The sequence below is a fragment of the Janthinobacterium breve genome, from assembly GCF_051380895.1.
GTDB lineage: Bacteria > Pseudomonadota > Gammaproteobacteria > Burkholderiales > Burkholderiaceae_D > Janthinobacterium.
Map to the genome: position 1 here is coordinate 105,829 of NZ_JBNYXY010000002.1, position 11,965 is coordinate 117,793.

General features: G+C 62.4%; 11 protein-coding genes. 4 read left to right on the plus strand and 7 right to left on the minus strand.

Going from position 1 to position 11,965, the window contains the following annotated elements; translation table 11 throughout:
* Positions 1-5 precede the first annotated feature (5 nt).
* Positions 6-1,151 (plus strand): lytic murein transglycosylase B, encoded by a 1,146-nt coding sequence (gene mltB / locus ACQ4W0_RS03240; protein ID WP_436575471.1) that lies wholly within the window; start codon positions 6-8, stop codon positions 1,149-1,151.
* A gap of 438 nt (positions 1,152-1,589) precedes the next feature.
* A complete protein-coding gene (locus tag ACQ4W0_RS03245; RefSeq protein ID WP_034751784.1) occupies positions 1,590-1,922 on the plus strand; it encodes a hypothetical protein in 333 nt (110 codons plus the stop codon).
* 100 nt (positions 1,923-2,022) lie between these two features.
* Here ACQ4W0_RS03245 and cysM read toward each other — a convergent pair whose 3' ends face one another.
* The gene (gene cysM, locus ACQ4W0_RS03250) at positions 2,023-2,925 is read right to left on the minus strand and encodes a cysteine synthase CysM (protein ID WP_436575472.1); all 903 of its coding nucleotides are present in this window, start codon (positions 2,923-2,925) and stop codon (positions 2,023-2,025) included.
* A gap of 248 nt (positions 2,926-3,173) precedes the next feature.
* Between cysM and ACQ4W0_RS03255 the strand changes: the two genes are divergently transcribed.
* Together ACQ4W0_RS03255 and ACQ4W0_RS03260 are read left to right on the plus strand one after the other, a co-directional pair.
* On the plus strand, positions 3,174-4,937 hold the full coding sequence (locus tag ACQ4W0_RS03255; protein ID WP_436575473.1) for an FAD-dependent oxidoreductase: 1,764 nt from the start codon (positions 3,174-3,176) through the stop codon (positions 4,935-4,937).
* 125 nt (positions 4,938-5,062) lie between these two features.
* The gene (locus ACQ4W0_RS03260) at positions 5,063-6,628 is read left to right on the plus strand and encodes a phospholipase D family protein (RefSeq protein ID WP_436575474.1); all 1,566 of its coding nucleotides are present in this window, start codon (positions 5,063-5,065) and stop codon (positions 6,626-6,628) included.
* A 118-nt stretch (positions 6,629-6,746) separates the two neighbouring features.
* Here the strand turns inward: ACQ4W0_RS03260 and ACQ4W0_RS03265 are convergent, their stop codons facing one another.
* From ACQ4W0_RS03265 to ACQ4W0_RS03290, 6 genes are all read right to left on the minus strand, one after another.
* Positions 6,747-7,421 carry a ComEA family DNA-binding protein gene (locus ACQ4W0_RS03265; protein ID WP_436575475.1) on the minus strand — a complete coding sequence of 225 codons (675 nt, stop codon included), beginning with the start codon at positions 7,419-7,421 and terminating at the stop codon, positions 6,747-6,749.
* Positions 7,422-7,597: 176 nt separating this feature from the next.
* A complete protein-coding gene (rfaE1, locus tag ACQ4W0_RS03270; RefSeq protein WP_436575476.1) occupies positions 7,598-8,551 on the minus strand; it encodes a D-glycero-beta-D-manno-heptose-7-phosphate kinase in 954 nt (317 codons plus the stop codon).
* Positions 8,548-9,915, minus strand: coding sequence for a UDP-glucose dehydrogenase family protein (locus ACQ4W0_RS03275; protein ID WP_436575477.1), 1,368 nt, complete (start codon positions 9,913-9,915; stop codon positions 8,548-8,550). The genes rfaE1 and ACQ4W0_RS03275 overlap by 4 nt, the downstream gene beginning before the upstream one ends.
* A gap of 89 nt (positions 9,916-10,004) precedes the next feature.
* The gene (gene lapB, locus ACQ4W0_RS03280; RefSeq protein ID WP_436575478.1) at positions 10,005-11,180 is read right to left on the minus strand and encodes a lipopolysaccharide assembly protein LapB; all 1,176 of its coding nucleotides are present in this window, start codon (positions 11,178-11,180) and stop codon (positions 10,005-10,007) included.
* 46 nt (positions 11,181-11,226) lie between these two features.
* Positions 11,227-11,529 (minus strand): LapA family protein, encoded by a 303-nt coding sequence (locus tag ACQ4W0_RS03285; RefSeq protein WP_034751796.1) that lies wholly within the window; start codon positions 11,527-11,529, stop codon positions 11,227-11,229.
* Between the two features lie 120 nt (positions 11,530-11,649).
* Positions 11,650-11,955: an integration host factor subunit beta gene (locus ACQ4W0_RS03290; RefSeq protein WP_008446215.1), complete on the minus strand. Its 306-nt coding sequence runs from the start codon at positions 11,953-11,955 to the stop codon at positions 11,650-11,652.
* Positions 11,956-11,965 lie beyond the last annotated feature (10 nt).

Here is an 11,965-nt window from a genome sequence, read left to right on the forward strand (position 1 = left end):
GCTCCTTGTTACCGATCAAAACCTCCGCCCTGTCCCTGCTCCTCTCCCTTCCCCTGTGCCTGGCGACCGCGCACGCTGGCGAAAACAGCAATATTTCCGCTGCCGACCGCGCCCGTGCCGTGCGCGCGGCCAAGGCGCCGCCCGCCAAGGCGACAGCCAAAAAAGCACCGGCGAAATTCGACTTCGAAGGCGAATTTGTCGACTATGCCAACTGGAAAGAAGTACGCGCCTTCCTCGACGAGATGTCCGCCAAGCATGGCTTTGACCGCGCCGAGCTCGATACCCTGATCGGCAAGGTGCGCTATGTCGAGTCGACCGTGCAGCTGATGAAGCCGGCGCCGCCGGGCAAGCCGAAGAACTGGCAAGCCTACAGCGCCCGCTTCATCGAGCCGGTGCGCATCAATGCGGGCGTGAAATTCTGGGAAGAGAACGCCGAAGCGCTGGCGCGCGCCGAGCGCGAATATGGCGTGCCGGCCGAGATCATCGTCGGCATCATCGGCGTGGAAACCGTGTACGGACGCAACACGGGCCGTTTCCGCGTGCTCGACGCGCTGACCACCCTGGCATTTTCCTATCCGGAAAGCCCGACGCGGGCCGCGCGCATGGAATTTTTCAAGGGGGAACTGGAAAACGCGCTGCTGTACGCGCGCAAGGATGGCATCGATCCATTGACACTGCTCGGTTCGTATGCGGGCGCCATCGGCCTGCCGCAGTTCATGCCCAGCAGCATCATGAAATATGCGGTGGACTTCGATGGCGATAGCCACATCGACTTGCGCAACTCCACGGCAGACGCCATCGGCAGCGTCGCGCATTTCCTCGTCGAACACGGCTGGCGGCGCGACGACCCGGCCATCAGCACATATCGCGTCACCGTCTCGGCCAACCACGCCTGGGAAAAGTTCATCGGCCAGGGCTTGCAAGCCAAGTACCGGCTGGAAGAATTGCAGGAGGCCGGCGTGAGTACCGTCTCATCCACGCCCCGGAACACGTTGTTCGGCTTGATCGATCTGCAAAATGGTTCCGAAGCAACTGAGTATTACTTGGCAAGCAATAACTTCTTTGCTATAACTCAATACAACAGAAGTTATTTTTATGCCATGTCAGTGATTGACCTGGGCAAGGCTATCAGCCAAGTGCGCGCACGCTAACCGAAAGTCAGTGTAAAGTTATAATATTACTTGTAAGAAAGCGTAAGCGATGTTGAAGCGACCAGCAAACAGGTCTATGGTGGGGCCGATAACATGTGCCAGCCTCGCTCGCCAGCCTTTGTGCGGCACGGAATACAGAAATGGTTCTATACTTAACTTTTGTCAAAGTACAATTTTTGTTCTATCATGGAGCATAATAAAGAATAAATAGCTGTTGCAACAAGACAACACCTATTTTGTACAAAGCAAGATTACAGAGCTTTCCTGCCTGAAATGGAATCCTGTTGTACAATTGTGTATATATCATTAAAAACTGTTTCCCGGATCGTACCGTGTGTGAATTTGTTCCTTTTAGTAAAGAATGAACATGAACGCAGCAAGAGCGAGCTCCGAGTGTTTTTTACTTTGCAGTGCAACTACAGAAGGAACATTAACATCATGACAAACCAAGTCGGCATTGATATGAACAGCGATTCGGACTCCGACGATCTGCTCCAGTACAACCCAAACAGATTGCTCGATACCCTGATCGAAAACCTGCGCCTGAAAAACGACGCAGCGCTGTCGCGCGCGCTGGAAGTCGCGCCACCAGTCATCAGCAAAATCCGTCACCACCGCCTGCCCGTCGGCGCATCGCTGCTGATCCGCATGCACGAAGTGAGCGACCTGAGCATCCGCGACCTGCGTTACCTGATGGGTGACCGTCGTAACAAATTCCGCATCAGCGACAAGCAATTCAAGCCAAAAGAAGGCGAAACGCCACAAGGCTGATCCTGCCAGTTTCGCAGGTTTTCCCTCCCCGCCATGGGGAGGGGGTATTTCCAGCAGTTCTCAGGCCGTTCTGGCCGATATTATTTTCCCGTATCAACTATCAAGCAGGAAACACGCCGGTGGACAAGTAACGGTCGCCGCGATCGCAGACGACGAACACGATGGTCGCGTTTTCCACCGTTTGCGAGATGCGCAGCGCGATTTCGCAGGCGCCGGCTGCCGAGATGCCGCAGAACAAGCCCTCTTCCGCCGCCAGACTGCGCGCCATGCGCTCAGCCACACCCTGGCTCACGTATTCCACCTGGTCCACGCGCGACTTGTCGTAAATTTTCGGCAGGTACGCTTCCGGCCATTTGCGGATGCCGGGAATCTGCGAACCGTCCTCAGGCTGTGCGCCGATGATCTGGATGGAGGGATTCTGTTCCTTCAAATAGCGCGACACGCCCATGATGGTGCCCGTCGTGCCCATGGCGCTGACGAAGTGCGTGACCTGACCATTGGTATCGCGCCAGATCTCCGGTCCCGTGCTTTCATAGTGGGCACGCGAATTGTCTTCGTTGGCGAACTGGTCGAGGATCACGCCGCGGCCATCCTTCTGCATCTGCTCGGCCAGGTCGCGCGCATATTCCATGCCGCCCGTCTTCGGCGTGAGCAGGATGTCGGCGCCGTAGGCGGCCATGCTCTGGCGGCGCTCCACGCTGAGATTGTCTGGCATCAAGAGCAGCATCTTGTAGCCGCGCAAGGCGGCGGCCATGGCCAGCGCGATGCCCGTATTGCCGCTGGTGGCCTCGATCAGGGTATCGCCTGGCTTGATGACGCCGCGCTCTTCAGCGCGCTTGAGCATGGACATGGCGGCGCGGTCCTTCACGGAGCCGGCCGGGTTGTTGCCTTCCAGCTTGCCGAGGATGACGTTGTTGCGCGCAATCGCATCGGCGCCCGGCAAGCGCGTCAGTTGCACCAGCGGAGTATTGCCTATCGTATCTTCAAGTGTCTTGTAAGCCATCGTGTCTGTTTGAGTAATTTCAACAAAGACCCATTCTAATATGAGATGCTGGACGGCGTATGGCTAAAAGCCGGTGTTCCGCCAGGCAGCCCGCGCTGCGGCCGCCCGCGCGCCAAGCCGCATGGCGCCTGGCTTTGTGCCCTGCCAGGGTTGCCAAGCGCGGCGCACCAGCGGGCCGCGCGCGCATGCGCTAGACTCGTGGCGGTTAGTTATTTTAGTAATTTGCTTATTCAATCAATGGATCAGTCATGAGCAGCAGCGCACCCGAATTCATCCCCGAAACCACGCAGGACGACCCCGTCCAGGCCAGCAGCCTCGATATCCAGGGCCGCATGCATCAGATTTCCCCCGTCTTCACCGAAGCGGAACTGCGCCGCTTGCAACGCTATGGCAAGGTTTGCCACCATGCTGACGGCGCCACCCTATTCGAGGCGGGCAGCAGCAGCTTCGGCATGCTGGTCATCCTGGCGGGCCACGTCGCCGTCACGCGCCATGAAGGCCTGGGCCGCACCTCGCTGATGCGCGAAATCGGCCCCGGCCATTTCATCGCCGAAGTAGCGCAGCTGTCGGGCCGCCCCGCCCTCGTCAACGGCCATGCCGTGGGCGACGTGGACGTGCTCGTCATCAGCTCGGAATCCCTGCGCGCGCTGATCGTGGCGGAAGCGGAAATGGGCGAGCGCATCGTGCGCGCCCTGATCCTGCGCCGCGTGGCCCTGATCGAAGTCAATTCGGGCGGCCCCGTGCTGGTGGGTCCCCGCGGCAATGGCAATCTGTTCCACCTGCAAAGTTTTCTGTCGGGCAATGGCCACCCGCACACGGTGCTCGACCCGGCCAACGATGCGGCTGCCGCTGCGCTGGCCGAGCGCTACCAGCCTACGCCACAGGAATGGCCGCTGGTGGTCTGTCCCGACGGCAAGGTCATGAAAAACCCCGGCAATGCGGAACTGGGACGCTGCTTGGGCATGCTGCCCGATTTGTCCGGCGACAAGATCTTCGACGTGCTGGTGGTGGGCGCCGGGCCCGCCGGCCTGGCCACGGCCGTGTATGCGGCCTCGGAAGGACTATCGGTCCTGGCGCTGGAACAGCGCGCGTATGGCGGCCAGGCGGGTGCCAGCGCGCGCATCGAAAATTACCTGGGCTTTCCCACCGGTATCTCCGGCCGCGCGCTGGCGGGACGCGCCTATGTGCAGGCGCAAAAGTTCGGCGTCGAAATCGCCACTCCGGCGAGCGCCGCCAGCCTGCTGTGCGACACCTGGCCCCTGCGCGTCAAGCTGTGCGACGGCACGCAGGTGCGCGCCCGCACGGTGGTATTGTCGTGCGGCGCGCGCTACCGCCGACCCTCGCTGGCCAACCTGAAAACGTATGAGGGACGGGGCGTGTATTACTGGGCCTCGCCCATCGAAGCCAAGCTGTGCAAACAGGAAGAGATCATCCTGGTCGGCGGCGGCAATTCGGCCGGCCAGGCGGCTGTGTTTCTCTCGGGCCACGCCGCCACGGTCCACATGGTGATCCGCGGTGAAGGGCTGGCGGCCAGCATGTCGAGCTATCTGATCGAGCGCATCGCCGCCACGCCCAACATCACCGTGCACACGCACACGGAAATCATCGCCCTCGAGGGCGACGAGGATGGCTTGACGGGCGCCCGCTGGCGCAACAAGCAGACCGGTGAAGAGTGCGATTGCGCCGTGCGCCGCGTGTTTCTCTTCGTCGGCGCCGATCCGAACACGGACTGGCTGCACGACTGCGCCGTGGCCGTCGACGAACAGGGTTTCATTCGCACGGGCTTCGACGTCACGCGCGCCGAATGCCGCGCCCATGGTCATGGCCACGCCGTGTATCCGGCGGACTTGCCGGACCGTGCCGCGCTGGAAACGAGCGTGCCGGGCGTCTTCGCCATCGGCGATGTGCGGGCCGGCTCGACCAAGCGTGTGGCGGCCGCCGTCGGTGAAGGCGCCGCCGTGGTGTCGCAGATTCACGGCTTCCTGGCGCGGCTGCCGGCGGGCACGGCCTGAAAATCGTGCATTATAGAAACTGCTACAATCGGCTGTTGCCATTCAGCTGAAAGAGACCGCATGCCCCACACCATCAGGCTTTCCTCGCGCCGCAGCATGCCCGCGGTCAGCTGACGGTGCGCCGCATGCTCGTCAAACTGTTGTTGCTGGCCGCGCTGTTTGCCGTGCTCAGCATCGCCGCCCTGTACAGCTACGGGCGCTTCGCCGAACGGTCGCTGGGCGCGCCTGGCACGGCCTTGCCCGTGGCGGCCGACGCCACCCTGCTCGACCGCGTGCTGGCGCCGCAGCTGGCGCAACGCCCGGAGCAGAGCGGCACGGCCCTGATCGACGACAATCTCGAAGCATTCGCCCTGCGCGCCCTGAGCGCACGCGAGGCGGGCCGCAGCATCGACCTGCAGTACTACATCTGGCATAACGACGTCACGGGACGCCTGCTGGTGCGCGAACTGCTGCGCGCGGCCGACCGCGGCGTGCGCGTGCGCGTGTTGCTTGACGATATCAACGCGCGGGGCCAGGACGCCGCCATCCTCGCGCTCGACAGCCATCCGCTGATCGACGTGCGCATCTTCAATCCGGGCCGCAACCGCGACGGCATCTGGTTGCGCGCCGTGGAAATGGCCTTGCGTGCCGTCAGCCTGAACCGGCGCATGCACAACAAGGCCTGGATCGTCGACGGCAGGGTGGCCCTGGTCGGCGGGCGCAATATCGGCGATGAATACTTTGATGCCGCCGAGCAAGTCAATTTCCAGGATGCCGACTTGCTGCTCGTGGGTCCCGCCGTACAGCAAACTAGCGACATCTTCGACCGCTTCTGGAACAGCCGCGCCGTCATCCCCATCGGCGCCTTGCACGCCGGCAAGAACGCAGGCGCGCCGGAACTGCAGGCCGTGCGCGCCCGCCTCGATGCGCTCACGGGCGAACTGGGCGCCTCGCCCTATCTGCGGCAGCTGACCGATGCGGGCCAGTTGCAAGCCCACCTCGATGGCCGCTTGCGCCTGCACTGGAGCGCGCAGGTGCAAGTGCTGTCGGACCCGCCGGAAAAAGCCGCCCCCGTAGCCAGTTTGCAGCGCAGCGAGCACTGGCTCATGCACAGCTTGCTGCCGCTGCTGACCCAGGCGCGCGAAGAAGCGATGCTAACCTCGCCATACTTCGTGCCCGGCCAGGCACTCACGCAGAGCCTGGCCGGCAAGGTTGCCGCCGGCGTCAGAGTTCAGGTGCTGACCAACTCACTGGCCGCCACCGACGTGGCCCTCGTGCACGCGGGCTATGCGCGCTACCGCCACGCCTTGCTGGACGGCGGCATCGGGCTGTATGAATTGAAGACCCTGCACCGCAAGCGCATCAGCCTGCTGGGTTCGAGCCGCGCCAGCCTGCATACCAAGGCCGTGGTGGTCGATGGTCAGCGGGGCTTCGTCGGGTCCTTCAACCTCGATCCCCGTTCGGCCCAGCTCAACACGGAGATGGGCGTGCTGTTCAACGATGCCGCACTGGGAGCCGACATGCGCGAACTGTTTCTGCGCTCGACGGCTAGCGACACCAGCTACCGCGTATTCCTTGACAACGGCGCCCTGCGCTGGTCCGATGCCACCGAACAGCCCGCCAAGGTGTGGACGCACGATCCCGAAGCGGGCTTCTGGCGCCGCATGCTGGTGTCTGTGATGCGCTGGCTGCCGATCGAGTCGCAGCTATAGGCGCACAGGCCGGGCAAAGTGGCGGGCGCATAAAAAAACCCCGCGCGGCCGGTACCACGCGGGGTTTTCTTCTCGTCCTGCGCGGCACCACCACGCAACACGCTTTACAGCAACACGCTTACTTTTTCTCGGCTTCAGCCTTCTTCGCATCGGCTGCAGCCAGCTTCGCTTCTTTCTTCGCGGCAGCGGCGGCAGCCTTGGCTTCTTTCTTGGCCGCAGCAGCTTCCTTCTTCGCTTCCGCAGCGCTCTTCACAGGCGCGGCGCCATCGGCCGCAGCGGCGGCAGGAGCGGCAGGAGCGGCAGCCTTGGCAGCGGCAGCTTCTTTCTTGGCAGCAGCAGCGGCGGCCTTGGCTTCTTTCTTCGCGGCAGCCGCTTCTTTTTTCGTTTCAGCGGCTGTCTTGGCTGGCGCCGCAGCGGTGTCGGTCACAGCAGCTGGCTTCGGTGCGGCTTCTTTCGCTGCAACGTCCTTCACAGCAGCTTTTGCCGAGGCAGCTTTCGCCACCGGAGCCGCTGGCGCGCCGGACTTGGCCTGGCCATTCACCTGCAAGCCCGCTTCCGACAGTTTCACGGAACTTTTCGGGCCGATACCCTTCACGCGGCTTTCAAAATCGGCCCAATCCTTGAAGGCGCCGCCCTTGGCGCGTTCATCGACGATGGCTTTCGACGTGACGGGGCCGATGCCCTTGACGCTGTCGAGTGCCGCCTGGTCCGCCTTGTTGACATCGACTTGGGCAAAGGCAAAGCCCATCGTCGCGATCAGGGTGACGATGGCCAGCAGTATTTTTTTGAACATGGGTATCTCTCCGTGATGTGGTTTCAAGATGACTCGAACGCAAAGGAGGAGCAGCGCCTTAACGGCTTTAACGGCTGTGGCGTGATACGGTTGACAAGACGGGACGGCGGAAGCAGGGGAAAACCTGCGCCAGATCAAACGATGCGGCGCAGGCGAGATGCGGAATACAGCGGCGATTACTGCGGAAACAGCTCTTCGCGGGTGACGGTGGCCGTACCCAGCTTGCCGACGACGATGCCGCCGGCCCGGTTGGCCGTGCGCACGGCGTCGCCCAGGCCCATACCGGCGCCCAGCATGGCCGCCATGGTGGCGATCACCGTGTCGCCGGCGCCCGAGACGTCGAACACTTCGCGCGCATCGGTAGGCATGTGCAGCACTTCATCGGCCGTGTACAAGCTCATGCCCTCTTCCGAGCGGGTCAGCAGCAAGGCTTCCAGGCCCAGTTGCGCGCGCATCTGCTGCGCGCGTTCCGTCAATTGCTCTTCCGTATTCCAGTTACCGATCACGCGACGCAGTTCGGACTTGTTCGGAGTGAGCACTGACGCTCCCGCATAGCGGCTGAAATCATCGCCTTTCGGGTCTACCATGACGATCTTGCCGGCGGCCTTGGCAGCCTTGATCATCTCGGCCACATTCACCAGGCTGCCCTTGGCGTAGTCCGACAGGATCACCACATCGTAGTGCGGCAGCAGCGCATTGAATTGCTTGAGCTTGTCGCGCAGCACCGTATCGCTGGGCGCATCCTCGAAGTCGATGCGCAGCATTTGCTGCTGGCGGCCGATCACGCGCAGCTTGATGATGGTGGAAATGGCCGCATCGCGCTGCAGATAGCTGTGGATGCCGCCGCCTTCGAGCAGGCGCTCGACCTGGCTGCCGGCCTCGTCGTCGCCGACCACGCCCAGCAAGCTCGTCTTCGCTCCCAGCGCGGCCGCGTTGCGCGCCACGTTGGCCGCGCCACCCAGGCGCTCTTCGCGCTTCTCGATGCGAACGATGGGCACGGGCGCTTCCGGCGAAATACGGCTGACATCGCCGAACCAGTAGCGGTCCAGCATCACATCGCCCACCACCAGCAGGCGCACCTGCGCCAGCGCGGCCGGCGCCGTCAAGGCGACCACCTCTTGGGCGCTCATGCGCGCGTCAGGATCGAGCGACCGATCCCGTGGTATTCGATGCCCGCCTCGGCCATGACGGCCGGCTCGAACAGGTTGCGCCCGTCAAAGATCACGGCCTGCTTCAGGCGCGCCTTGACCTGCTCGAAGTCGGGGCTGCGGAAAGCTTTCCATTCGGTCACGATGACCAGCGCATCGGCGTCCGTCAGCGCATCCTTCGGACTGTCGGCAAAGCGCACCTTCGCCAATTGCTCCGGCGTCAAGTCCAGTTGCAGAACGCGACGTGCCTCGGCCATGGCGACGGGGTCGTACACGGCCACCGTGGCGCCGCGCCCCAGCAAGTCGGCCAGCAGGACGCGGGCCGACGCTTCGCGCATGTCGTCCGTGTTCGGCTTGAAGGCCAGTCCCCACACGGCAAAATGCCGGCCCGTCAAATCTTCGCCGAAGCGAGCGACCACTTTGCGGCCCAGCACCTGCTTCTGCTGGTCGTTGACGGCTTCGACGGCGCGCAGGATGAGTAATTCCTGGCCATAGCCGCGCGCCGTGCGCTCGAGCGCCTGCACGTCTTTCGGAAAGCAGGAACCGCCGTAGCCGCAGCCCGCGTACAGGAAGCTGTGGCCGATGCGCGGGTCGGAACCGATGCCGTGGCGCACGGCCTCGATATCGACGCCCACCTTGTCGGCCAGGTTGGCCAGTTCATTCATGAAGGAAATACGCGTGGCCAGCATGGCATTCGCCGCATACTTCGTGAATTCGGCCGAGCGCACATCCATCCAGTAGGTGCGCTCGTGGTTGCGGTTGAACGGCGCGTACAGGCTTTTCAGCAATTCGCGCGCGCGCTCGCCGTCCGGCGTGGCATCGACGCCGATGACGATGCGGTCAGGGCGCATGAAGTCTTCGACGGCCGCGCCTTCCTTGAGGAATTCCGGGTTCGACGCCACCGAGAACGTGGCGGCCACGCCGCGCGCGTCCAGTTCGCCCTGGATGGCGGCGCGCACTTTTTCGGCCGTGCCGACGGGCACGGTGGACTTGTCGACGATGACCTTGAAGTCCGTCATGTACTTGCCGATGCCGCGCGCGGCCGCCAGCACGTACTGCAGGTCGGCCGAGCCGTCTTCATCGGGCGGCGTGCCGACGGCGATGAATTGCATCACGCCGTGCGCGGCGGCTGCCTCGACATCGGTGGAAAAGGTCATGCGGCCGGCGGCGCGGTTGCGCGCCACGACTTCGTCCAGCCCCGGTTCATGGATGGGGATGCCGCCGCTGTTGAGCAAGGCTACCTTCTGTGCGTCCAGGTCGAGGCAAAAGACGTCGTTGCCCAGCTCCGCCAGGCAGGCGCCCGTCACGAGGCCCACATAGCCCGTGCCGATAATGGTGATTTTCATGGTTGTGCCGTATTTCTTATTTGTAAAATTCAGGTGTTACATACAAGTACACGCCACATTGCGCGGGGCAAGGTGGCGTGTACGATTTATCAGTTCATGACGTTAAGCTCTTCCGTGCGCCGCGGTGGATACGTTTCCCAGCGGTTGCAGCCCGGGCAGTGCCAGTAAAACTGGCGTGCCTTGAAGCCGCAGTGGCTGCACTGGTAGCGGGCCAGCTTCTGCGTGTAGCCGTGCACGAGGTTTTTCACCATCGACAGCTCGGACCAGATGGCGGCCGGGGCATCCATCATGCGCGCCTCGAGCAGTTTATCCAGCCCCAGCAAGGTCGGCGTGCGGCGCAGCTCGGCGCTGACCAGCTGTTTCGCCGCTTCCACGCCGTCGAGCTCGATGACGGCCTTGAAGACCACTTCGATCAAGTCGATCGACGACGCCTCTTCCAGGTAGGAGCGCAGCAAGTTGACGCCTTCCTGTGCGCGGCCCACCTTGGTGTAGCCATCCATCAGGCGCTGCGCCACCAGGGCCACGTGCGGCACGCTTTGCTGCTCCACGCGTCGCCAGGTGGTCAGCGCGCCTTCCACGTCGCCGCGCGCCAGCAGCACGTCACCCGTCAGGATGGTGGCGCGCACGCTCTTGCGGTCCGTCTGCAGGGCTTTTTCCAGCAGCGGCATGGCTTCGTCCGGCCTCATGTGTACCAGCGCGTCATGCGCCAGCTCGCAATAGAACTGGGCGATTTCCTTCTGGCGCGCTCCGGCGCCCGATTCCTGCAAACCCACGGCCGCTTCGATGGCGCGTGGCCATTCCTTTTCGCGCTGGTAGATTTCCAGCAGCGCGCGGCGCGCCTGGGCCGCATATTGCGTGTCAACCAGGCTGTTGAAGGTTTCTTCGGCGCGGTCCAGCAAGCCCGCCTTCAGGTAATCCATGCCCAGTTCATAAGCGGCATGACCCTGCTGCTCCAGCGGCAAGTCCGGGCGCGCCAGCAAATTCTGGTGCACGCGGATGGCCCGCTCCGTCTCGCCACGGCGGCGGAACAGGTTGCCCAGCGCAAAGTGCATATCGGCCGATTCCGGGTCCAGCTTGACGACTTCGATGAAGGCATCGATGGCCTTGTCATGCTGCTCATTGAGCAGGAAATTCAAGCCCTTGAAGTAATTGCGCGGCAAGCTGCGCGATTCGGACACCAGTTGATGAATGTCAACACGCGCGGCAATCCAGCCCAACGCGAAAAACACCGGGATACCCAAGAGCCACCAGAGTTCAAAATCCATGCGATTGTTTTTATTCGAGTAAGAGAGATAAGAGCGACGGCGCCGCTTACTGCGCGCTCACGCTGTCCGGTTGCGGCTGGACATTGCTGGCCACGCCAACGGTCTGCAGCGCGGCAATGGTGGTTTTTTGCTTGGTCGCTTCGCGGCGGTGACGGAACACGGTCGGCGTCAAGGCCAGTACGCCCAGGCTGGCGCCGGCGACAAAAAAGCCCAGCAGCATCAGGACCAGGGGGCCGCGAATTTCATAATTGAGGAAAACATGCAGGTCGACAACCTGCGCATTCTTCAGCGCAAAACTGAAGAACAGGACGAAAAGAACACAGCCAACGATGGTGGAGATGATTTTCATCGATAGGTCCAGAAATAACTACAAAGGTGTTGGTGCCCTCATGGCACAAACTTAGAACATATTAACAAAAAAAAGCGGCATCCAAGGACGCCGCTTTCTATGTCGCCTTCCAGCAGACGATTAATCCTCGATAATCGGTTGCCCGACCATCGCGTCCACCCGCTCGCGCAACTGTTTTCCCGGTTTGAAGTGAGGTACCCGTTTTTCAGGAACCATCACCTTGTCGCCGGATTTCGGGTTGCGGCCGATACGCGGGGGCCTGCTGTTCAGGGCAAAACTGCCAAAACCGCGGATCTCGATACGCTGACCGGTCGCCAGGGCGTTGGTCATCGCATCGAGAATGGTCTTGACGGCATACTCCGCATCTTTCGCCACCAGCTGAGAATAACGCTCAGCAAGGCGGTTGATCAGCTCGGACTTTGTCATCTGCCGTATC